Genomic DNA, 21,528 nt, shown 5'->3' with positions numbered 1-21,528 from the left:
TAAGGATTTTTAATAATTCATTATATAGAACGAGTGGATTTCTTTATGAAGAGGTTTGAAGTATCTACAGAAATTGGTAGTCTCTCTGTTACTTATCAAAAACAAAAGAAAATGCTAGTTTGTTTAAGTGGCGCAGGTTTGCTACCAAGTTATGAAAATTTTTCACTTATACTTGAAAAACTTCCTCCTACAATTGGTTATTTGACAATTGATTTTCCGAACACAGGTAGGAGTCCGATTCATGACCAATCTGCTAAAAATCTGGATAATCTTGCAGATGCGGTTTATGAAGTACTTGAAGAATTGGCGATTTCTGAATATATACTTTGTGTACATAGTTTGAGTGGAATTTTAGCTTGCAAATTGCTCAACAAACCAATTAAGTGTCAGGCTTTAGTAGCAATTGAACCGACAACTAAAAAAGTCATGTTTGCTGATTTTTCAGAAAATCCTTATCCAGAAATGGAAGAGCAGATGAGGCTGATTGACGAGTATGGTCCTGAACTTTATTTTAAGAACTTAACTCAAGCAACATTTAGCATTGAAATTAATAAAGAAATCTGGGAAATAATGCAAGAAAAAGGTTCAGAGTTGGAAAATCAAGATACAGGATTTCAGATATCTGGAGAGATTACTGAGGAAGATTTTGAGAATGTATCTATAGAATCTTATATCCCTGTATTTATTTTTTGTCAGCCTTATAGAGAAAAAGAGTACAGAGAATCAGAATATTGGACTTCCAATACTAAACTCATTTTAGGAGGGAATCACCATTATTTACAATGGTCAGAATCAGAAAAAATTGCGGCTATTATTCAAGAGTTGTCAGAATAATATGGAAAGAAGGAGACTACAGGAGACAAGATGAACTACTTTAATGTTGGGAAAATCGTCAATACGCAGGGGTTACAGGGTGAGATGCGAGTCTTGTCTGTGACGGATTTTGCAGAAGAACGGTTTAAAAAAGGAGCTGAGCTGGCTTTGTTTGATGAAAAAGATCAGTTTGTTCAAACAGTAACTATTGCTAGCCACCGTAAACAGAAGAACTTTGACATCATTAAATTCAAAGATATGTACCATATCAACGCTATCGAAAAGTACAAAGGATACAGTCTCAAGGTCGCTGAGGAAGATTTGAACGATCTAGACGATGGTGAATTCTACTATCACGAGATTATTGGTTTGGAAGTCTATGAGGGTGATAACTTGATTGGAACTATCAAGGAAATCCTGCAACCAGGTGCTAACGATGTCTGGGTGGTCAAGCGAAAAGGCAAGCGTGATTTGCTCTTGCCTTATATCCCACCAGTGATTCTCAATGTTGATATTCCAAATAACCGCGTCGATGTGGAAATCTTAGAAGGGTTAGACGATGAAGATTGATATTTTAACCCTTTTTCCAGAGATGTTTTCTCCGCTAGAGCACTCAATCGTTGGAAAGGCTCGAGAAAAGGGGCTCTTGGATATCCAGTATCATAATTTTCGAGAAAATGCTGAAAAGGCCCGCCATGTCGACGATGAGCCCTACGGAGGCGGTCAGGGGATGTTGCTCCGAGCCCAACCCATTTTCGATGCCTTTGATGCTATTGAAAAGAAAAATCCGCGCGTCATTCTCCTCGATCCTGCTGGAAAGCAGTTTGATCAGGCTTATGCTGAGGATTTGGCCAAAGAAGAGGAACTGATCTTTATCTGTGGGCACTACGAGGGGTATGACGAGCGCATTAAGACTTTGGTGACAGATGAGATCTCCTTGGGTGACTATGTCTTAACTGGTGGAGAATTGGCGGCCATGACCATGATTGATGCGACGGTTCGCCTGATTCCAGAAGTGATTGGCAAGGAGTCCAGCCACCAAGATGATAGTTTTTCTTCTGGCCTTCTTGAATATCCTCAGTACACACGTCCCTATGATTATCGAGGTATGGTTGTACCAGATGTATTGATGAGTGGTCACCATGAAAAGATTCGTCAGTGGCGATTGTATGAGAGTTTGAAGAAAACCTATGAACGCAGACCGGATTTGCTTGAACATTATCAACTGACAGCAGAAGAAGAAAAAATGCTGGCAGAAATCAAAGAAAACAAAGAATAAAGGAGAAACCTATGCAAGTAATCAAACGTGATGGAGAAATTGCTGAATTTAATCCAGACAAGATTTACCAAGCTATCTTAAAGGCAGCTCAGACTGTCTATGTATTGACAGATGATTTACGTCAAAACCTTGCACAAGTCACTAAGAAAGTGGTTTTGGATTTGGAAGAGGCCAAGGTGGAACGTGCTACCATTAGCATGATTCAGTCTATGGTTGAACATCGTCTACTAGGTGCAGGTTACATTACCATTGCAGAACACTACATTTCCTATCGTCTACAACGTGACTTGGAAAGAAGTGGTTATGGAGATCATATCGCAGTTCATTTACATTTTGAACAAATTCGCTAAGAAAAAGAGTGGGATGAAGCAACTACATCTCACTCTTTCTTAAATCTATTTTTTTGGGCTGTTTGGACGGTTGAAGGGACAAATCGTAGGCGTTGAATATCGCTTATGCGGATAATACGGGTCACATTTTTTGCAAAATTTTTCACGATAATTTGCTGGCGTTGCTGATCGTATTTGATGATGTCACCTGTAAAGCTTGTTTCAGACAAGATAAGGTGAACAGCGGTTTGTTTCTGGATAGCCTCTTCAATAGTAGCAGTCAGGGAGTTGGTTTCAGTATGGTCAGGCTGGTCATGTCCATTTAAAAAGTCATGTATTTTATCTAGAACTTGCTGGAATTTATATCTCATATTGGCCTCCCTTCTTTTATATCAATATTATATAAAATTTTCCTAAAATCTACAAGATTTTACGAATAAACTAATGAAAGCTAAAAAAGGAGAAGAAAATGGCAGAATTTACATTTGAAATCGAAGAGCACTTGTTGACTCTTTCTGAAAACGAAAAAGGTTGGACCAAGGAAATTAACCGTGTGAGCTTTAATGGTGCCCCTGCAAAGTTTGATATTCGTGCTTGGAGTCCAGACCATACTAAAATGGGCAAAGGGATTACTCTTTCCAATGAAGAATTTCAAACGATGGTGGATGCCTTTAAAGGTAAATAATACTCTTCGAAAATCAAATTCAAACCGCGTCAGCTTCGCCTTGCCGTACTCAAGTACAGCCTGCGGCTAGCTTCCTAGTTTGCTCTTTGATTTTCATTGAGTATAAGTTTTCAAAATGAAAGAAAAGGATATTGAGTTATGACAACTCGATATCCTTTTTTAGTTAGCAAAGTAAGCTTGATTTTTAAGGCGTTGAAGTAATGGACGGCTAATAAAACTAATAGCAATAATTTTACCAAGATCTGGAATGATAAAGGGAATAACCCCCACCACAAGAGCTTTTTCAAATGCCATTCCAGCTAGGAAATGCAAGCTTAGAATCCCGCCGACAAAGACAAGGGCATCACCCAAGAGGTTTGCAAGAAAAATATTGACAATCCCACTCTTGCTGTTGGTTAGAGAGGAAGTAAGTCCAGAGTAAATGAGATAAAACCAAAGATAGCCTGCAGTGGGGCCAACTAAAGCCTGAAAACCAGCTCCACCTCCTGCAAAGACAGGAAGACCGATAGCACCTAGAAGAAGATAGAGTCCAACAGAAAGTACAGCCTCTCTCGGTCTGAAGACAGTAGCAATCAAGCCGATTGCAAAGTTTTGAAGAGTGAAGGGGACGGGTCCAATTGGAAGACTGATTTGTGCCAAAACAGCAATGAGAGCAGCCCCAATAGCAGGGATAGCATAAACGTGAGCTTTTTTCAAAATAGTTAACCTCTTTTCTGATGTATAGTAACTATTATACTCGTAGAGTAATTATTGTCAACCAATTTTTTAATACAAGGTAACAAAAACTGTAACGGCCGATTTGCTGACTAATTAAGTTGGATAATTGTTTTGTTGATTCGAAAATTATCAAAAAAGAAGCAGACACATTTGTATCAGCTTCTTTTGTTTCGATTAACGCATAGTTACAAATTCTTCGGATGCAGTTGGGTGAATCGCCACAGTTGCATCAAAGTCTGCCTTGGTTGCTCCCATTTTGATAGCAACAGCAAATCCTTGAATCATTTCATCAACACCGTAGCCAATTCCATGAAGTCCGACAACTTTTTCTTCTGAACCAGCTGTTATGAGTTTGAAACGGGATTCTTGTCTATTGCTAGTAACGGCAGAGTACATAGATGCAAAGCTTGATTTGTAAACCTTGATTTGCTCTTGACCATATTCTTTGATAGCTTGTTCTTCTGTCAATCCCACAGTTCCTATAGCAGGGTGTGAAAAGACAACAGTTGGAATAGTTGTGTAGTCCATTTTAGCAGTTGTTTTTCCGTTAAAGAGACGCTCAGATAAAGTACGTCCAGCCTTGATAGCAACTGGAGTTAGTTCTTTTTCCCCTGTTACATCACCTAGAGCGTAGATTCCTTCAACAACAGTATTTTGGTATTTATCCACTTGGATAAAGCCACGTTCATTCAGAGTTACTCCAGCTTTTTCAAGTTGCAAGCTCTTAACGTTTGGACGGCGACCTGTAGCCCAGATAACTTGGCTAGCTGTGTGACTAGTACCATCTTCGAAATGAATGGTAATGCCCTCAGCAGTTTTTTCTAACTTGGCAGGGACTTTGTGAGTATGAAGTGGCAAGTTTGTTCTTTCCATTTCCTTTACCAAACCTTCAACGATGTAAGAATCAAAACCACGTAAAGGACGATCACGACGAACAAAGAGATCTGTCTTGACACCAAAGGTGTGGAGTACGCCAGCCAATTCAACAGCGATATAACCGGCGCCTAGAATTGCAACTGACTCTGGCAATTCTTCCCAGGCAAATACATCATCAGAAGAGCCACCTAGTTCAGCACCGGGAATGTTTGGAATACTTGGATGGGCACCAGTAGCAATCACGATATGTTTAGCACGAATCAGTTCACCATTTACGCTGACAGTATGAGAATCTACAAATTCAGCATGACCTTCAATCAAATCTACACCGTTGCGTTTAAAACTGCCATCATAAGAAGAACGAGCGCGATCAATGTAGGCTTCACGATTACGACGTAGTGTTGCAAAGTCAAAGTTAAGATCAGTAGTCTTAAAGCCGTAGTCTTCTCCAAATTGATGGAAAGTCTCAGCGATTTGTGCCCCGTACCACATGATTTTTTTAGGAACACAACCGACGTTGACGCAGGTTCCGCCTAGTTTCTTTTCCTCGATAACGGCTGCTTTAGCTCCGTGTTCACCAGCACGGTTCATGGTAGCAATTCCTCCACTACCTCCACCGATAGCAATGATATCATATTCTCTCATTGAAAACTCCTTTGTACTCTTTGAAATAGTAGAGTGTCATTTTTTGATAGTCATATTCTATCTTTTTTTTTATCTGATTGCAAAAATCTGCTACGTTCAAAAAAATTAAAGAAAAGGCTTGCAAAAAGGAAAAATAAAGTGTATTATATAACTAGTACAATGGCAATAAAAATAGATTCCGAACAATAATCAAATCCTGAAATGTCATTATTTCGTTCTGAACTGTTATTGTTTATATTTGGTAATTTTTATATAATATTGTTAAGGACTTTAAATCAAAAAGGAGTTTCATTATGAAAAAGAATCGCAAAGCTAAAAAGTGGCAATTGTATGCAGCAATTGGTGCTGCAAGTGTAGTTGTATTGGGGGCTGGAGGGATTTTGCTCTTTAGACAACCATCTCAGACTGCTGTAAAAGATGAGCCTACTCATCTTGTTGTTGCTAAGGAAGGAAGCGTGGCATCCTCTGTTCTATTATCAGGGACAGTAACGGCAAAAAATGAACAATATGTTTATTTTGATGCTAGTAAGGGAGATTTAGATGAAATCCTTGTTTCTGTGGGTGATAAAGTCAGCGAAGGACAAGCTTTAGTCAAGTACAGTAGTTCAGAAGCACAGGCTGCCTATGATTCAGCTAGTCGAGCAGTAGCTAAGGCAGACCGTCATATCAACGAACTCAATCAAGCACGAAATGAAGCCACTTCAGCTCCCGCTCCACAGTTACCAGCGGAAGGTACAGCAGCTCAAGCTCCAGTCTCAGGCAATGCAGTGTCATCTATTGATGCACAGCTAGGTGATGCTCGTGATGCACGTGCAGATGCAGCAGCGCAATTAAGCAAGGCTCAAAGTCAGTTGGATGCCATGACGGTTCTCAGTACCTTAGAGGGAACTGTGGTCGAAGTTAACCACAATGTTTCTAAATCTCCAACAGGAGCTAGCCAAGTGGTCGTTCATGTCGTAAGTAATGAAAACTTGCAAGTTAAGGGAGAACTATCTGAATATAACCTTGCCAATTTATCTGTTGGACAAGAAGTAACCTTTACTTCTAAAGTTTACCAAGATAAGAGCTGGACTGGTAAGATTAGCTATATCTCTGACTACCCTAAAAACAATGGCGAAGCAGCGAGTACAGCGGCTGCCGCAGCAGCTGGTAATTCTGGCTCAAAATATCCATATACCATCGATGTTACAAGTGAAATTGGTGATCTGAAACAAGGATTCTCTGTAAGTGTTGAGGTCAAGAACAAGAGTAAAGCTATTTTGGTTCCTTTAACAAGTGTTGTTATGGAAAATGATAAGAATTATGTCTGGGTACTTGACGAGCAGAAAAAGGCCAAGAAAGTGGAAGTTGGTTTGGGAAATGCTGATGCAGACAACCAAGAAATCACTTCAGGTCTGACAAATGGAGTCAAGGTCATCAGTAACCCAACGTCTTCTCTAGAGGAAGGAAAAGAGGTGAAGGCTGATGAAGCAACTAATTAGTCTCAAAAATATCTGCAGAAGCTACCGTAATGGTGACCAAGAACTGCAGGTTCTCAAAAATATCAATTTAGAAGTGAATGAGGGTGAATTTGTTGCCATCATGGGACCATCTGGTTCTGGTAAATCTACACTGATGAATACGATTGGCATGTTGGATACACCAACCAGTGGAGAGTATTATCTTGAAGGTCAAGAAGTTGCTGGACTTGGTGAAAAACAACTAGCCAAGGTCCGCAACCAACAAATCGGATTTGTCTTTCAGCAGTTCTTTCTTCTATCCAAACTCAATGCTCTGCAAAATGTAGAATTGCCCTTAATTTACGCGGGAGTTTCGGCTTCAAAACGTCGCAAGTTAGCTGAGGAATATCTAGATAAGGTTGAATTGACTGAGCGTAGTCACCATTTGCCTTCAGAATTATCTGGTGGCCAAAAGCAACGTGTAGCTATCGCGCGTGCCTTGGTAAACAATCCTTCTATTATCCTAGCGGACGAACCGACAGGAGCCTTGGATACCAAAACAGGTAACCAAATCATGCAACTATTGGTTGACTTGAACAAAGAAGGAAAAACCATTATCATGGTAACGCATGAGCCTGAGATCGCTGCTTATGCCAAACGCCAGATTGTCATTCGTGATGGCGTCATTTCATCTGATAGTGGTCTCGTAGAAAAGGAGGAAAACTAAGATGCAGAATCTGAAATTTGCCTTTTCATCCATTATGGCCCACAAGATGCGTTCTTTCTTAACCATGATTGGGATTGTTATCGGTGTTTCCTCAGTTGTTGTGATTATGGCTCTAGGTGATTCCATGTCTCGTCAGGTCAATAAAACCATGACCAAGTCACAGAAGAATATTCATGTTTTTTTCTCGCCAATTAAAAGTAAAGATGGTTCTTTTACCCAAAAACAATCAGCTTTGACAGTTTCTGGGAAAGAAGAGGAAGTTTTTGTTGAACCACCAAAACCTCAAGAAGCTTGGGTCAAGGAAGCTGCTAATCTCAAGGGAGTGGATAGCTACTATTTAACCAACTCGACGAATGTTACCTTAACCTACAAGGATAAAAAGGTCGAACACGCTAACATGACAGGTGGAAATGTCACTTATATGGATGCGGTCGAAAATGAAATCATTGAAGGTCGTGGTCTTAGAGAGCAAGATTATAAAGATTTTGCAAGTGTGATTATCCTAGATGATGAACTAGCCAATAGCCTTTTTGGTTCAGCAAAAGATGCACTCAATCAGATTGTTGAAGTAAATGAAATCAGCTACCGTGTTATTGGTGTCTATGAAAGTAAAGAAGCTAAGGCTGCAAAAACCTTTGGAGTCGGAGGACTACCAATTACGACTAATATTTCTCTTGCGGTCAATTTTAACACAGACGAGATTTCAAATATTGTCTTTCGTGTTAATGATACCAGCTTGAGCCAGACTTTGGGGCCAGAGTTGGCAAGAAGAATGACGGAGATTGCTGGTCTCCAACAAGGGGAGTATCAGGTAGCAGATGCAACAGAAGCCTTCAACGAAGTTCAACAAATGTTCGGCTTTATAACTACGATTATTAGTGCCATTGCGGGGATTTCCCTCTTTGTTGGAGGGACTGGTGTTATGAACATTATGCTTGTTTCGGTGACAGAGCGTACCCGTGAGATTGGTCTCCGTAAGGCTTTGGGTGCAACGCGTGCCAATATTTTAATTCAGTTTTTGATTGAATCCATGATTTTGACCTTGCTTGGTGGAGTTATTGGTCTAACCATTGCGACAGGCTTAACAGCTATAGCTGGTCTACTCTTGCAAGGATTGATAGCTGGTATAGAAGTAGGAGTATCAATCCCAGTTGCCCTATTTAGCCTTGCAGTTTCGGCTAGCGTGGGTATGATTTTTGGAGTTTTGCCAGCCAACAAGGCTTCGAAACTTGATCCAATTGAAGCCCTTCGTTATGAATAGAATAAACAAGATGGACACTCGTCTATCTTGTTTTTGTATGGATTTCCCTATCGAAAATCCTTAAAAATGTGATATAATGAAGTGTTAGAAAAACAGGTTTCATTTGCCTGGAAAGGAAAAATTATGTCTGAAAAGAATTTTTATATTACAACACCGATTTACTATCCATCTGGTAAACTTCATATCGGATCTGCCTACACAACTATCGCATGTGATGTCCTAGCACGTTACAAACGCCTGATGGGCTACGATGTCTTTTATTTGACAGGTCTTGATGAGCATGGTCAAAAGATTCAACAAAAAGCAGAAGAAGCTGGCATTACACCACAAGCCTATGTTGATGGAATGGCAGTTGGAGTCAAAGAACTCTGGCAATTACTCGATATCTCATACGATAAATTCATCCGCACAACTGATGATTACCATGAAAAGGTAGTGGCGCAGGTCTTTGAACGCTTGCTGGCTCAAGATGACATCTACTTGGGTGAATACTCGGGCTGGTATTCAGTTTCAGATGAGGAATTCTTTACAGAAAGCCAGCTTGCGGAAGTATTCCGTGATGAAGCTGGAAATGTGACTGGCGGTATTGCTCCATCAGGTCACGAAGTGGAATGGGTATCTGAAGAGTCTTATTTCCTTCGTCTTAGCAAGTACCAAGATCGTCTGGTAGAATTTTTCAAAGCTCATCCTGAATTTATCACTCCAGATGGTCGTCTGAATGAAATGCTTCGCAACTTTATCGAGCCAGGTTTAGAGGATTTGGCAGTTTCTCGCACAACCTTTACATGGGGTGTTCCGGTACCATCTAATCCTAAACACGTTGTCTACGTTTGGTTTGATGCTCTGCTCAACTATGTGACAGCTCTTGGCTACGATCAAGACGAACACGCTAACTTTGACAAGTTCTGGAACGGAACAGTCTTCCACATGGTTGGAAAAGACATCCTTCGTTTTCACTCAATCTACTGGCCAATCCTTCTTATGATGTTGGATATCAAATTGCCAGAACGTTTGATTGGTCATGGTTGGTTTGTCATGAAAGACGGAAAGATGTCTAAATCTAAAGGGAATGTTGTCTATCCTGAAATGTTGATAGAGCGTTTTGGACTAGATCCACTTCGTTACTACCTCATGCGTAGCCTTCCAGTTGGTTCAGACGGAACCTTTACTCCGGAAGACTATGTTGGCCGTATCAATTATGAATTGGCTAATGACCTTGGAAACCTCCTCAACCGTACTGTTTCTATGATTAACAAGTACTTTGATGGACAAATTCCAGCCTATGTAGAGGGCGTGACAGAGTTTGATCATGCTCTTGCTGAGGTTGCAGAACAATCAATCGCAGACTACCATACACACATGGAAGCAGTTGACTACCCACGTGCACTTGAAGCAGTCTGGACTCTTATTTCACGTACGAATAAATACATCGACGAGACAGCTCCATGGGTCTTGGCCAAGGATGAAGCTCTTCGTGACCAATTAGCAAGTGTTATGAGTCACTTGGCAGCCAGCCTTCGTGTTGTAGCTCACTTGATTGAACCGTTTATGATGGAAACCAGTCGTGCAGTTTTGACTCAACTTGGTTTAGCAGAAGTTGCTAGCCTTGAGAACTTGAGCTTGGCTGACTTCCCTGCAGGTGTAACTGTAGTTGCCAAAGGAACACCAATCTTCCCACGTCTGGATATGGAAGAAGAAATCGCCTATATCAAGGAACAAATGGAAGGCAACAAACCAGCAGTCGAAAAAGAGTGGAACCCAGACGAAGTTGAACTCAAACTAAACAAGGAAGAAATCAAGTTTGAAGACTTTGACAAGGTCGAAATCCGTGTCGCAGAAGTCAAAGAAGTGTCTAAAGTAGAAGGTTCAGATAAGTTGCTTCAATTCCGCTTGGATGCTGGTGATGGTGAAGATCGTCAAATCCTTTCAGGAATTGCCAAATACTATCCAAACGAACAAGAATTGGTCGGCAAGAAAGTTCAAATCGTTGCTAACCTCAAACCTCGTAAAATGATGAAGAAATATGTCAGCCAAGGGATGATCCTATCAGCTGAACATGATGGACAATTAACCCTTCTTACAGTTGATTCAGCTGTACCAAATGGAAGTGTGATTGGATAAAAATAGACAGGACTAGTTCATGCTAGTTCTGTTTTTTTCTTTAACTATTATGCTTTACAAACTAGTGTGAAAATGGTATATTATAGGTGAAGTTACTAGTATGTATTACAAAATAGATAGAAGGGAGAAGTGATGAAAGAAACTCAATTGTTAAAAGGTGTGCTTGAAGGTTGTGTCTTGGATATGATTGGTCAAAAAGAGCGATATGGTTATGAGTTGGTTCAGACTTTGCGAGAGGCTGGATTTGATACTATCGTTCCAGGAACTATTTATCCTTTGTTGCAAAAGTTAGAAAAAAATCAATGGATAAGAGGCGACATGCGTCCGTCGCCAGATGGTCCAGACCGGAAGTATTTTTCGTTAACGAAAGAAGGAGAAGAGCGTGTCTCAGTCTTTTGGCAACAATGGGATGATTTGAGTCAAAAAGTAGAAGGGATTAAGAATGGGGGTTAAACCATGAAGAAAATGAAGTATTATGAAGAAACAAACGCTTTGTTGCATGAGTTTTCTGAGGAGAATCAGCAGTATTTTGAGGAGCTGTGGGATAGTTTTAATCTTGCTGGATTTCTCTATGATGAGGACTATCTCAGAGAGCAGATCTATTTGATGATGTTAGATTTTTCAGAAGCAGAACGAGATGGCATGAGTGCAGAGGATTATCTAGGTAAGAATCCTAAAAAAATAATGAAAGAGATTCTCAAGGAAGCACCACGCAGTTCTATCAAGGAGTCACTGTTGACGCCAATCCTTGTCCTAGCGGTATTACGTTATTATCAACTACTAAGCGATTTTTCGAAAGGCTCTCTCTTAACAGTTAATTTGCTCACGTTTTTAGGGCAACTGATTCTTTTTCTGATTGGATTTGGACTTGTGGCCACAATCTTACGTTGGGGGCTAGTCCAAGATTCTCCTAAGAAGAAAATTGGCACTTATATTGTCGTTGGAATTCTTGTTCTGCTAGTCGTTCTAGGATATGTAGGAATAGGAAGTTTCATACAAGAAGGAGTCTTAAATCTTCCGGCTCCCTGGGATAGTTTGTCTGTCTTTACGTTTTCTCTAGTCATCAGTATTTGGAATTGGAAAGAACCGGTTTTTCGTCCATTTGTCAGTATGATTGTTGCTCATCTTGTTGTAGGTTCTCTGCTCCGTTTCTATGAGTGGATGGGAATTTCAAATGCTTTCCTTACAAAAATCATTCCTTTAGCTATCCTGTTTATTGGAATCTTTCTCTTTTTCCGTGGGTTTAAGAAGATAAAATGGAGTGAAATATAGTCAAAAAGCCGTTGTAAAGCGGTTTTTTGTTATAATGAAGGGAAGAATGTTAGAAATTGAAGGAGAAAAATTTGATGAGATACATAACTCTTGGTCAAGATGACAAAGAATTATCAGAAATTGTTCTCGGAATGATGAGAATAAAAGATAAGTCTGTAAAAGAAGTTGAAGAGCTTGTAGAAACAGCACTGTCTGTTGGAATCAATGCTTTTGACTTGGCTGATATTTATGGTCGTGGTCGTTGTGAAGAACTGTTAGGTCTTGTCCTAAAAAATCGTCTAGATTTAAGAGAAAAGATGTGGATTCAGTCTAAATGTGGAATTCGCATTGAAGAATTTACCTATTTTGATTTTTCTAAGGACTATATTATAAAATCAGTTGACGGAATTTTGCAAAGATTGAAGATTGATCATCTAGATAGCTTGCTCCTTCATCGACCAGATGCTTTGATGGAATCTGACCAAGTAGCAGAAGCCTTTGATCTCCTTTATAAACAAGGTAAGGTCCGAGATTTTGGAGTTTCTAATCAAAATCCTATGATGATGGAGTTGCTTAAAAAAGATGTCAAGCAGCCGTTAGCTGTTAATCAGCTACAATTGAGTGCGGCTTTTACACCAGGATTCGAATCAGGTTTTCATGTTAATATGGAAGATAGTCAAGCAGCTATGCGAGATGGCAGCATTTTTGAATATTGCAAATTACATGATGTGGTCATTCAAGCATGGTCTGTCTTACAATTTGGGTATTTTAAAGGGAATTTTGTTGGAAATGAGAAATTTCAAACTTTAAATCAAGGACTTGATCGTTTAGCTATTAAATATGGAGTAACCTCTTCAACTATTGCCATTTCTTGGATATTGCGTTATCCAGCAAAAATGCAGGCAGTCGTAGGTACAACAAATCCTAAGCACTTGAGAGAAGTTAGCCAAGCGGCAAACTTTAGCTTAACAAGAAAAGAATGGTATGAAATTTATCTAGCTGCAGGGAATAATTTGCCGTAAGTAGAAGCAGATGTAAATAAATCACAGTCAAAAAGCCGTTTTAAAGCGGTTTTTTTGTTATAATGAAGGGGAGAATTATTGATATTAAAGGAGAAAAACATGACATTTGAAGAGATCCTGCCTGGCTTAAAGGCTAAGAAAAAATATGTACGAACTGGTTGGGGAGGTGCGGAAAACTATGTCCAACTTTTTGACACCATTGAACAAAACGGGGTTGCACTTGAAGTGACACCTTATTTCCTAATCAACGTGTCTGGAGAAGGAGAAGGTTTTTCCATGTGGAGTCCGACACCTTGTGATGTTTTGGCGATAGATTGGGTAGAAGTGAATGACTAAACGTGTATTGATTACAGGAGTGAGTTCAGGGATTGGTCTGGCTCAAGCTCGCCTCTTTTTAGAGAAGGGCTATCAAGTTTATGGAGTTGACCAAGGTGAAAATCCACTCTTAGAGGGTGATTTTCACTTTTTACAGAGAGATTTGACCTTGGACTTGGAACCTGTTTTTGATTGGTGTCCTCGGGTTGATGTTTTGTGCAATACTGCGGGAGTTTTGGATGATTATAAACCACTTTTGGAACAGACAGCGCAGGAAATTCAAGAAATTTTTGAAATTAACTACGTTACTCCAGTAGAGTTGACTCGCTATTATTTGACGCAAATGTTGGAGAATAAAAAGGGAATCATCATCAATATGTGCTCTATTGCTTCTAGCCTAGCAGGTGGCGGTGGACACGCCTATACTTCTTCGAAGCACGCCTTGGCTGGCTTCACCAAGCAGTTGGCTTTAGACTATGCAGAAGCTGGGATTCAGATCTTTGGTATCGCTCCAGGAGCAGTCAAGACAGCTATGACTGCTGCGGACTTTGAGCCAGGTGGTTTAGCGGACTGGGTGGCTAGTGAAACACCAATCAAGCGTTGGATTAAGCCAGAGGAAATAGCAGAGATTAGCCTTTTCTTAGCAAGTGGAAAAGCAAACGCCATGCAGGGACAAATCCTGATGATTGATGGTGGCTGGTCTTTGAAGTAGGAGTAGTTGGATGGAAATCAAAAGACACTTTGGAGTCTACGCTGTTTGCTTTGAAAATGGGAAGTTACTCTGCATTGAAAAAACGAGAGGCCCTTATCAACATCGGTATGATCTACCTGGAGGCAGTCAGCAACTTGGAGAAGGACTGACGGAAACGCTGACTAGAGAAGTTATGGAAGAGACGGGATTTACTGTTAGAAGCTACTCTAATCCTCGAATCTACGATGTTTTCGTCAGGGAAGAGTTAAAAAATTTTATGGTTCACCATGTCATGGCCTTGTATGATGTTGAAATGAATGAGAGTGCACCTCAAGTTACGATTTCGGAAGCTGTGTCTGAAGGTGCGAATGATTCACTTGGATATATTTGGATGGATATTCAAGAGATCACAGAAGAAAATGCATCGCCATTAGTCTTGAAGGTTAAGTCTGAATTATTAGGATTTCCTGAACTTGACAAGACTTCTTACATGAATTGGAAGGTGAAGTAGGGGGATAATGGAACTATTTAAAACATGGAAGAAAAATATGGTTCTCTATGGTCTTAAATCTCAAATCGGAACTGTCTACCGAAACAGTGATAGGACAACAGGCTTTTATGATGTTGGGAATTTTCTATACCTAGCAGGGGAGTTGGATTCCAGATTTTGGGAAGATTTTGTTAGGAAATATGGTTTAGATTATAAGATTATTATTTCAGAAAATACCAATTGGCAAGATTTTCTGCATCGGAAAGTGGGGCTAAATTCTTTTACTCGCTATTCTTTTAAAGATAAGGCAAATTTTCAAGTTGAATTTTTAAATAATCTAGTTACTCATATAGAGGAAGATTACAATATTGTGCCTATTGATAATCATATTTATAACTGCTTTTCTGAGGAAGAATGGTCACAAGATTTACAGGGGGATTTTGAGTCCTATCAGGATTTTGTTTTAAAAGGTGGATTTGGCTTTGTGATTCTTAAAAATAATGAACTGATTGCTGGGATTTCCTCAGGGTTAGTTTACCGTGGAGCAGTTGAAGTGGAAGTTGCAACTAGACCAAACGAACAAGGAAATGGATTTGCTAAAAAACTTGGTGCTGCAATGATTCTAGAGAGTTTAAATAGAGATATGTTTCCACTTTGGGATGCTCATAACGAGGCTTCCAAAAAAGTAGCAGAATTTTTAGGATATGAGTTAGTTGAACCTTATGAAGCTTTTGAACTAGAGGAAAGCTTCATATAATGATATCTGATATTGTATCTTTTAAGACGAGGTGAATGGACATGAGAAACCAACTTGCCCTTAGTGGCGAAAAACTTGATGAAAAAGTTTACCCACAACTATTTCATCATGTTGGCATGGTTCGTGGGGAATATTTGTTGAGAGAGCTTAATCAAAACATTATATTAGCAAGTTGTCAGCAATTTGTAAAAGATTATCTAGACACTATTTGCTCCTTGTACTCAGATGAAGAGGTCTGGTATCGTTTTTCAGAATTAACAAATACAGAAGCTAATTGTTTAGAGGGGACTAAAGAGTATTTTGATGAACGTCATCCCTTGTTTGGATATAGAGGAACTAGGCGTTTGCTGGCGTGTCTGGATGAATTTCAGGCTGAAGCACATGTCGTTACAGAAGTTTATCAAAACAATCCGAATCTATCTATTATCTTTCCTTTTGTCAATGATGCTGAGCAGTTAAAGCAAGCTATTACAGTATTGCGTCAGCAGGGTTTTACTGGGAAAGTCGCCACAATGATTGAATTACCGTCAGCGTATTTCGACTTGGACAGGATACTGGAAGCTGGTATTTCAAAGATTGTAGTTGGAATGAATGATTTGACTTCTTTTATTTTTGCGACTGTGAGAAACAGTCAATGGCATGATATGGAAAGTCCAATAATGTTAGATATGCTAAGAGATATGCAGGATAAAGCAAGGATGAAAAAGATTGATTTTGCTGTAGCAGGCTATCTGAATACTTCTTTCATACAAAAAATGAATCAGATGGGTATCGAATGCATTATCCACTATAGTTCTATTCCAGAGATTTTTGATTTAGAAATTGACCATCCAGATCATCTTAAACACATAAAAGAAGAAAGTAAAAAATTACAAATGAGCACCTATGACACCGCAAGAAATGTGGAACGCCTACAAGCAAATTAACCCCTATATAGGAGATGAAATCGATGCTTGGGCTTTTTGAGAGGAACCAGACCTTTTAGCGGATTTGGTTTTAAAAGGCGAAAAAACAGCAACAGCTTCAGCCTACGACCTCTATGCACTAGAAGCCGAGTCTCTTCCTCAAGAAGGAACTTTTGATGTCATTTTAGATAGTCAAAATCAGGCTGTCTGTATTGTTGAAATTACAAAGGTTTCTGTCCAGCCCTTCAATCAAGTTTCTGCTCAACATGCCTTTAAGGAAGGGGAAGGTGACAAATCCCTCGCCTATTGGCGTCAGGTTCATGAGGATTGTTTCGCCGAGTGGCTGAGAGAAGCAGGATTGGCTTTTACACCTGAAAGCAAGGTTGTTTTAGAAGAATTTCGCAAGGTCTACCCACTGTAGACTGCAGAAGGAAGAAAGTTTTGGAAATCGCTGTCCAATCCTTTTTTCTTAAGCAAAACATGATATAATAAGTTTGTTTGAAGAAGAGTAGCAGCTCTTAAACTTAGAATAGGAGAAAACTATGCAAGCAGTTGAACATTTTATTAAGCAATTTGTTCCTGAACATTATGATTTATTTTTAGACTTGAGTCGTGAGACCAAGACGTTTTCAGGGAAAGTGACCATCACTGGGCAAGCACAGAGTGACAGCATTTCCCTCCACCAAAAAGACTTGGAAATCGCCACTGTAGAAGTTGCAGGGGCAGCTTGTCCATTCACAGTCGATCATGACAATGAAGCCCTTCATATTGAACTTGCGGAAGCAGGTCAAGTTGAAGTGGTTATCGCTTTCTCAGGAAAAATTACAGACAACATGACAGGGATTTACCCATCTTACTACACAGTTGATGGAGTGAAGAAGGAGGTCTTGTCTACTCAGTTCGAGAGCCATTTTGCGCGCGAAGCCTTCCCATGTGTGGATGAGCCTGAAGCCAAGGCAACTTTTGATTTCTCTCTACGTTTTGACCAAGCAGAAGGTGAAGTGGCCTTGTCTAACATGCCTGAGATTGATGTGGAAAACCGCAAGGAAACAGGTATCTGGAAGTTTGAAACAACACCTCGCATGTCTTCTTACTTGTTAGCCTTTGTTGCGGGTGATTTGCAAGGTGTGACGGCTAAAACTAAAAACGGTACCCTTGTAGGTGTCTACTCAACCAAAGCTCACCCATTATCTAACCTTGATTTCTCACTGGACATCGCCGTTCGCTCCATCGAGTTTTACGAAGATTACTACGGAGTCAAATACCCAATCCCTCAATCTCTCCATATCGCCCTTCCTGACTTCTCAGCAGGTGCTATGGAAAACTGGGGTCTTGTGACCTACCGTGAAGTTTGCTTGGTTGTAGATGAGAACTCAACTTTTGCTAGTCGCCAACAAGTTGCCCTTGTTGTGGCACATGAATTGGCTCACCAATGGTTTGGCAATCTCGTTACTATGAAATGGTGGGATGACCTTTGGCTCAATGAAAGCTTTGCTAACATGATGGAATATGTCTGTGTGGATGCCATTGAGCCAAGCTGGAATATTTTTGAAGATTTCCAAACAGGTGGAGTGCCTCACGCTCTTGAACGCGATGCGACTGATGGAGTTCAGTCAGTTCACGTCGAAGTCAAACACCCAGATGAAATCAATACACTCTTTGACGGAGCTATCGTCTATGCCAAAGGAAGTCGCCTCATGCACATGCTTCGTCGTTGGCTGGGTGATGCCGATTTTGCCAAAGGTTTGCATGCCTACTTTGAAAAACATCAGTACAGCAATACAATTGGTCGTGATCTTTGGGATGCCCTTGGTCAAGCGTCTGGACGTGATGTCGCAGCCTTTATGGATTCTTGGTTGGAACAGCCTGGTTACCCAGTTCTCACTGTCAAAGTTGAAAATGATGTTTTGAAGATTTCACAAAAACAATTCTTTATCGGTGAGAACGAAGACAAGAACCGTCTCTGGGTTGTGCCACTCAATAGCAACTGGAAAGGCTTGCCTGATACACTTGAAACTGAAAGCATCGAAATTCCAGGCTACGCAGCTCTTCTTGCTGAAAACAAAACAGCACTTCGCCTCAACACAGAAAATACAGCCCACTACATTACAGACTATCAAGGAGACTTGCTAGATGCTATTCTTGCTGACCTAGTTGAACTTGATAACACAAGCAAATTGCAGATTGTTCAAGAACGACGTCTGCTTGCTGAAGCAGGGCACATTTCTTATGCTGACTTGCTTCCAGTCCTTGATAAGCTTGCTAAGGAAGAATCTTACCTTGTCGTTTCAGCTGTCTCTCAAGTAATTTCTGCCCTTGAGCGCTTTATCGATGAAGGAACAGAAGCTGAAAGAGCCTTCAAAGTATTGGTTGCTAAATTGGCTCGTCATAACTATGACCGTCTTGGTTTTGCAGCTAAATACGGAGAATCAGATGAGGATGAATTGGTTCGTCAGTTAGCCATTTCTATGATGATTCGCTCAAATGATGCAGAAGCTAGCCAAGTCGCTAGCCAAATCTTCGAAGCTCATAAGGATCAGCTTGCAGGACTTCCAGCAGCTATTCGCTCACAAGTTCTGATTAATGAGATGAAACATCATGAGACTAAAGACTTGTTAGCACTTTATCTTGATACTTATACTCACGCAACAGATGCTGTCTTTAAACGCCAGTTGGCAGCAGCTCTCGCCTACAGTACAGATGCGAATAATATCCAAACCTTGATTAGCTCATGGAAGGACAAATTTGTGGTTAAACCACAAGACTTGTCTGCTTGGTATTACCAATTCCTAGCTCATCAAGCAACTCAGGAAACAGCTTGGTCTTGGGCGCGTGAAAACTGGGCTTGGATTAAGGCAGCTCTTGGTGGAGATATGAGCTTTGATAGCTTTGTTATCCTTCCTGCTCACGTATTTAAGACTCAGCAACGCTTGGCAGAGTACAAGGAATTCTTTGAACCGCAACTTTCTGACCTTGCTCTTAGCCGTAACATCGGTATGGGAATCAAGGAAATTGCAGCGCGTGTTGACTTGATTAACCGTGAAAAAGCTGCAGTGGAAGTAGTCGTTCTTCAATACGGAAATGCATAAATAAGCCTAAAATAAAAAGAAAACTCAGCTATCTCATGTAAAATGCAGAGAGTTGAGTTTTTTTTAAGGCAAATTTGGTATAATGGTTTTAATAAGGAGGAGTTTCTCATGATAAAAATCTTATTAGTTGAGGATGACCTAGGGCTGTCAAATTCAGTATTTGACTTTTTAGACGATTTTGCGGATGTCATGCAGGTATTTGATGGGGAAGAAGGTCTCTACGAAGCTGAGAGTGGCGTCTATGACTTGATTTTGCTTGATTTGATGTTGCCTGAAAAAAATGGCTTCCAAGTCTTGAAAGAATTGCGTGAAAAGGGGATTATGACTCCAGTTCTGATCATGACTGCCAAGGAAAGTTTGGATGATAAGGGACATGGATTTGAACTGGGAGCAGATGATTATCTGACCAAACCTTTCTACTTAGAAGAACTCAAAATGCGGATTCAAGCCCTTCTCAAACGTTCAGGTAAGTTTAATGAAAATACCTTGACTTATGGAAATATTGTAGTTAATTTGTCAACAAATACTGTTAAGGTTGAAGATACTCCTGTCGAATTGCTGGGCAAAGAGTTCGATTTACTAGTTTATTTCCTTCAAAATCAAAATGTTATTTTGCCTAAGACTCAGATTTTTGATCGTCTATGGGGATTTGATAGTGATACAACGATTTCGGTTGTCGAAGTCTATGTTTCAAAAGTCCGTAAGAAATTAAAAGGAACCACTTTTGCAGAGAATTTGCAAACCTTGCGCAGTGTTGGGTATATTTTAAAAGATGTTCAGTAAACTAAAAAAAACATGGTATGCGGATGACTTTAGTTATTTTATTCGCAACTTCGGTGTCTTTACCCTGATTTTCTCTACCATGACTCTGATTATTTTACAAGTCATGCATTCGAGTCTCTATACTTCGGTGGATGATAAGCTTCATGGACTGAGTGAAAATCCTCAAGCAGTTATTCAGCTTGCTGTAAATAGGGCAACAGAAGAGATTAAAGATTTAGAGAATGCCGCTACAGATACTAGCAAGACTGAAGTAAAACCCAATGTCAGTTCCAATACCGAGGTTATTCTTTTTGATAAGAATTTTACACAGCTCCTTTCTGGAAATCGATTTTTGGGATTGGATAAGATTAAGTTAGAAAAGAAAGAACTAGGTCATATCTATCAGATTCAAGTTTTTAATAGCTATGGACAAGAAGAAATCTATCGCATGATTTTGATGGAAACGAATATCAGTTCAGTTTCAACCAATATCAAGTATGCGGCTGTCTTGATTAATACCAGTCAGTTGGAGCAGGCCAGTCAAAAGCATGAGAAATTGATTGTGGTCGTGATGGCAAGTTTCTGGATTCTGTCTTTGCTTGCCAGTCTCTATCTAGCTAGAGTCAGTGTTCGTCCTCTGCTTGAGAGCATGCAGAAGCAACAGTCCTTTGTGGAAAATGCCAGTCATGAGTTACGAACTCCACTCGCAGTTTTGCAAAATCGCTTAGAGACCCTTTTCCGTAAGCCAGAAGCAACCATTATGGATGTGAGTGAAAGCATTGCATCGAGTTTGGAAGAAGTCCGAAATATGCGGTTTTTGACGACGAACTTGTTGAATTTAGCTCGTAGAGATGATGGGATTAAGCCGGAACTTGCAGAAGTTCCAACCAGTTTTTTCAATACGACTTTCACAAACTATGAAATGATTGCTTCGGAAAATGACCGTGTCTTCCGTTTTGAAAATCGCATCCATCGAACGATTGTCACAGATCAACTTTTACTAAAACAACTGATGACCATCCTATTTGATAATGCTATCAAATATACTGAGGAGGATGGTGAAATTGATTTTATGATTTCAGCGACTGATCGTAATCTGTATTTACTTGTGTCTGATAATGGAGTCGGTATTTCCGCGGAAGATAAGAAGAAAATTTTTGATCGTTTTTATCGAGTGGACAAGGCTAGAACCCGCCAAAAAGGTGGTTTTGGTTTAGGTTTATCCCTAGCCAAGCAAATTGTAGATGCCCTAAAAGGAACCATTACTGTTAAAGATAATAAACCAAAGGGAACAATCTTTGAAGTGAAGATTGCCATCCACACACCATCTAAAAAGAAAAAATAAAAATATCGC

General features: G+C 40.0%; 23 protein-coding genes and 1 pseudogene. 21 read left to right on the top strand and 3 right to left on the bottom strand.

The genetic code is table 11. The features are described 5' to 3' along the window. Positions 1–45 precede the first annotated feature (45 nt). From RN80_RS07735 to RN80_RS07720, 4 genes are read left to right on the top strand one after another with little or no spacing between them, the layout of a single operon-like run. Entirely contained in the window at positions 46–834 is a 789-nt protein-coding gene (locus tag RN80_RS07735) for an alpha/beta fold hydrolase (RefSeq protein WP_060628549.1), read from the top strand. A 30-nt stretch (positions 835–864) separates the two neighbouring features. Beyond that, a complete protein-coding gene (gene rimM, locus RN80_RS07730; protein ID WP_045611339.1) occupies positions 865–1,383 on the top strand; it encodes a ribosome maturation factor RimM in 519 nt (172 codons plus the stop codon). Next, positions 1,373–2,092 carry a tRNA (guanosine(37)-N1)-methyltransferase TrmD gene (gene trmD / locus RN80_RS07725; RefSeq protein WP_045611341.1) on the top strand — a complete coding sequence of 240 codons (720 nt, stop codon included), beginning with the start codon at positions 1,373–1,375 and terminating at the stop codon, positions 2,090–2,092. Before rimM ends, trmD begins: the two co-directional genes overlap by 11 nt. An 11-nt stretch (positions 2,093–2,103) precedes the next feature. Beyond that, positions 2,104–2,442: an ATP cone domain-containing protein gene (locus RN80_RS07720; protein WP_001196040.1), complete on the top strand. Its 339-nt coding sequence runs from the start codon at positions 2,104–2,106 to the stop codon at positions 2,440–2,442. A gap of 29 nt (positions 2,443–2,471) precedes the next feature. Here RN80_RS07720 and RN80_RS07715 read toward each other — a convergent pair whose 3' ends face one another. Then, on the bottom strand, positions 2,472–2,792 hold the full coding sequence (locus tag RN80_RS07715; protein WP_045611343.1) for a hypothetical protein: 321 nt from the start codon (positions 2,790–2,792) through the stop codon (positions 2,472–2,474). A gap of 98 nt (positions 2,793–2,890) precedes the next feature. On the opposite strand from RN80_RS07715, the gene RN80_RS07710 reads away from it, so the two are divergent. Continuing rightward, positions 2,891–3,106: a YdbC family protein gene (locus tag RN80_RS07710; RefSeq protein WP_049542960.1), complete on the top strand. Its 216-nt coding sequence runs from the start codon at positions 2,891–2,893 to the stop codon at positions 3,104–3,106. A gap of 159 nt (positions 3,107–3,265) precedes the next feature. On the opposite strand, the gene RN80_RS07705 is transcribed toward RN80_RS07710, so the two are convergent. Together RN80_RS07705 and gor are read right to left on the bottom strand one after the other, a co-directional pair. Further along, complete coding sequence (locus RN80_RS07705; RefSeq protein ID WP_060628548.1) at positions 3,266–3,802, bottom strand: biotin transporter BioY; 537 nt, start codon at positions 3,800–3,802, stop codon at positions 3,266–3,268. A gap of 195 nt (positions 3,803–3,997) precedes the next feature. Next, the gene (gor, locus tag RN80_RS07700) at positions 3,998–5,344 is read right to left on the bottom strand and encodes a glutathione-disulfide reductase (protein ID WP_060628547.1); all 1,347 of its coding nucleotides are present in this window, start codon (positions 5,342–5,344) and stop codon (positions 3,998–4,000) included. 290 nt (positions 5,345–5,634) lie between these two features. Between gor and RN80_RS07695 the strand changes: the two genes are divergently transcribed. The 16 genes and pseudogenes from RN80_RS07695 (at position 5,635) to ciaH (ending at position 21,519) form a co-directional block, all read left to right on the top strand. Continuing rightward, positions 5,635–6,825: an efflux RND transporter periplasmic adaptor subunit gene (locus tag RN80_RS07695; RefSeq protein WP_060628546.1), complete on the top strand. Its 1,191-nt coding sequence runs from the start codon at positions 5,635–5,637 to the stop codon at positions 6,823–6,825. After that, entirely contained in the window at positions 6,809–7,510 is a 702-nt protein-coding gene (locus RN80_RS07690) for an ABC transporter ATP-binding protein (protein ID WP_060628545.1), read from the top strand. The genes RN80_RS07695 and RN80_RS07690 overlap by 17 nt, the downstream gene beginning before the upstream one ends. Before the next feature lies 1 nt (position 7,511). After that, positions 7,512–8,771, top strand: a complete 1,260-nt coding sequence (locus tag RN80_RS07685; RefSeq protein ID WP_060628544.1) for an ABC transporter permease — start codon at positions 7,512–7,514, stop codon at positions 8,769–8,771. A 123-nt stretch (positions 8,772–8,894) separates the two neighbouring features. Beyond that, on the top strand, positions 8,895–10,892 hold the full coding sequence (metG, locus tag RN80_RS07680) for a methionine--tRNA ligase (protein ID WP_060628543.1): 1,998 nt from the start codon (positions 8,895–8,897) through the stop codon (positions 10,890–10,892). 132 nt (positions 10,893–11,024) lie between these two features. Next, positions 11,025–11,345, top strand: a complete 321-nt coding sequence (locus RN80_RS07675) for a PadR family transcriptional regulator (protein WP_000665422.1) — start codon at positions 11,025–11,027, stop codon at positions 11,343–11,345. Between the two features lie 3 nt (positions 11,346–11,348). Next, the gene (locus tag RN80_RS07670; RefSeq protein WP_060628542.1) at positions 11,349–12,164 is read left to right on the top strand and encodes a hypothetical protein; all 816 of its coding nucleotides are present in this window, start codon (positions 11,349–11,351) and stop codon (positions 12,162–12,164) included. Positions 12,165–12,238: 74 nt separating this feature from the next. Continuing rightward, entirely contained in the window at positions 12,239–13,165 is a 927-nt protein-coding gene (locus tag RN80_RS07665; RefSeq protein ID WP_060628541.1) for an aldo/keto reductase, read from the top strand. A gap of 99 nt (positions 13,166–13,264) precedes the next feature. Beyond that, positions 13,265–13,501, top strand: coding sequence for a DUF2829 domain-containing protein (locus RN80_RS07660; protein ID WP_060628540.1), 237 nt, complete (start codon positions 13,265–13,267; stop codon positions 13,499–13,501). Next, on the top strand, positions 13,494–14,192 hold the full coding sequence (locus tag RN80_RS07655) for a 3-oxoacyl-ACP reductase (RefSeq protein WP_060628539.1): 699 nt from the start codon (positions 13,494–13,496) through the stop codon (positions 14,190–14,192). Before RN80_RS07660 ends, RN80_RS07655 begins: the two co-directional genes overlap by 8 nt. 10 nt (positions 14,193–14,202) lie before the next feature. Then, positions 14,203–14,682 carry an NUDIX hydrolase gene (locus RN80_RS07650; protein ID WP_060628538.1) on the top strand — a complete coding sequence of 160 codons (480 nt, stop codon included), beginning with the start codon at positions 14,203–14,205 and terminating at the stop codon, positions 14,680–14,682. 7 nt (positions 14,683–14,689) lie between these two features. Then, positions 14,690–15,418 carry a GNAT family N-acetyltransferase gene (locus RN80_RS07645; protein WP_060628537.1) on the top strand — a complete coding sequence of 243 codons (729 nt, stop codon included), beginning with the start codon at positions 14,690–14,692 and terminating at the stop codon, positions 15,416–15,418. A gap of 41 nt (positions 15,419–15,459) precedes the next feature. Next, the gene (locus tag RN80_RS07640) at positions 15,460–16,344 is read left to right on the top strand and encodes a putative PEP-binding protein (RefSeq protein WP_060628536.1); all 885 of its coding nucleotides are present in this window, start codon (positions 15,460–15,462) and stop codon (positions 16,342–16,344) included. Then, a pseudogene (locus RN80_RS07635) lies at positions 16,304–16,744 on the top strand (ASCH domain-containing protein). Before RN80_RS07640 ends, RN80_RS07635 begins: the two are co-directional and overlap by 41 nt. A 121-nt stretch (positions 16,745–16,865) precedes the next feature. Continuing rightward, on the top strand, positions 16,866–19,412 hold the full coding sequence (locus RN80_RS07630; protein ID WP_060628535.1) for a M1 family metallopeptidase: 2,547 nt from the start codon (positions 16,866–16,868) through the stop codon (positions 19,410–19,412). Between the two features lie 108 nt (positions 19,413–19,520). Continuing rightward, positions 19,521–20,195: a two-component system response regulator CiaR gene (gene ciaR / locus RN80_RS07625; RefSeq protein ID WP_060628534.1), complete on the top strand. Its 675-nt coding sequence runs from the start codon at positions 19,521–19,523 to the stop codon at positions 20,193–20,195. Continuing rightward, positions 20,185–21,519: a two-component system sensor histidine kinase CiaH gene (ciaH, locus tag RN80_RS07620; RefSeq protein ID WP_060628533.1), complete on the top strand. Its 1,335-nt coding sequence runs from the start codon at positions 20,185–20,187 to the stop codon at positions 21,517–21,519. Before ciaR ends, ciaH begins: the two co-directional genes overlap by 11 nt. The last annotated feature ends 9 nt before the right edge of the window (positions 21,520–21,528 follow it).

Source organism: Streptococcus mitis, from assembly GCF_001281025.1.
GTDB classification, from domain to species: Bacteria; Bacillota; Bacilli; order Lactobacillales; family Streptococcaceae; genus Streptococcus; species Streptococcus mitis_AK.
The sequence above is the reverse complement of the archived record's forward strand: the minus strand, read 5'-3'. Positions and strand labels throughout refer to the sequence as shown.

Coding starts and splice junctions, on each gene's coding strand:
- RN80_RS07735 (WP_060628549.1), top strand. CDS start 46: ATGAAGAGGTTTGAAGTATCTACAGAAATTGGTAGTCTCTCTGTTACT.
- RN80_RS07685 (WP_060628544.1), top strand. CDS start 7,512: ATGCAGAATCTGAAATTTGCCTTTTCATCCATTATGGCCCACAAGATG.
- RN80_RS07670 (WP_060628542.1), top strand. CDS start 11,349: ATGAAGAAAATGAAGTATTATGAAGAAACAAACGCTTTGTTGCATGAG.
- RN80_RS07645 (WP_060628537.1), top strand. CDS start 14,690: ATGGAACTATTTAAAACATGGAAGAAAAATATGGTTCTCTATGGTCTT.
- RN80_RS07655 (WP_060628539.1), top strand. CDS start 13,494: ATGACTAAACGTGTATTGATTACAGGAGTGAGTTCAGGGATTGGTCTG.
- RN80_RS07640 (WP_060628536.1), top strand. CDS start 15,460: ATGAGAAACCAACTTGCCCTTAGTGGCGAAAAACTTGATGAAAAAGTT.
- metG (WP_060628543.1), top strand. CDS start 8,895: ATGTCTGAAAAGAATTTTTATATTACAACACCGATTTACTATCCATCT.
- RN80_RS07715 (WP_045611343.1), bottom strand. CDS start 2,792: ATGAGATATAAATTCCAGCAAGTTCTAGATAAAATACATGACTTTTTA.
- RN80_RS07720 (WP_001196040.1), top strand. CDS start 2,104: ATGCAAGTAATCAAACGTGATGGAGAAATTGCTGAATTTAATCCAGAC.
- rimM (WP_045611339.1), top strand. CDS start 865: ATGAACTACTTTAATGTTGGGAAAATCGTCAATACGCAGGGGTTACAG.
- gor (WP_060628547.1), bottom strand. CDS start 5,344: ATGAGAGAATATGATATCATTGCTATCGGTGGAGGTAGTGGAGGAATT.
- RN80_RS07630 (WP_060628535.1), top strand. CDS start 16,866: ATGCAAGCAGTTGAACATTTTATTAAGCAATTTGTTCCTGAACATTAT.
- RN80_RS07675 (WP_000665422.1), top strand. CDS start 11,025: ATGAAAGAAACTCAATTGTTAAAAGGTGTGCTTGAAGGTTGTGTCTTG.
- RN80_RS07690 (WP_060628545.1), top strand. CDS start 6,809: ATGAAGCAACTAATTAGTCTCAAAAATATCTGCAGAAGCTACCGTAAT.
- trmD (WP_045611341.1), top strand. CDS start 1,373: ATGAAGATTGATATTTTAACCCTTTTTCCAGAGATGTTTTCTCCGCTA.
- RN80_RS07710 (WP_049542960.1), top strand. CDS start 2,891: ATGGCAGAATTTACATTTGAAATCGAAGAGCACTTGTTGACTCTTTCT.
- RN80_RS07665 (WP_060628541.1), top strand. CDS start 12,239: ATGAGATACATAACTCTTGGTCAAGATGACAAAGAATTATCAGAAATT.
- RN80_RS07660 (WP_060628540.1), top strand. CDS start 13,265: ATGACATTTGAAGAGATCCTGCCTGGCTTAAAGGCTAAGAAAAAATAT.
- ciaR (WP_060628534.1), top strand. CDS start 19,521: ATGATAAAAATCTTATTAGTTGAGGATGACCTAGGGCTGTCAAATTCA.
- RN80_RS07650 (WP_060628538.1), top strand. CDS start 14,203: ATGGAAATCAAAAGACACTTTGGAGTCTACGCTGTTTGCTTTGAAAAT.
- ciaH (WP_060628533.1), top strand. CDS start 20,185: ATGTTCAGTAAACTAAAAAAAACATGGTATGCGGATGACTTTAGTTAT.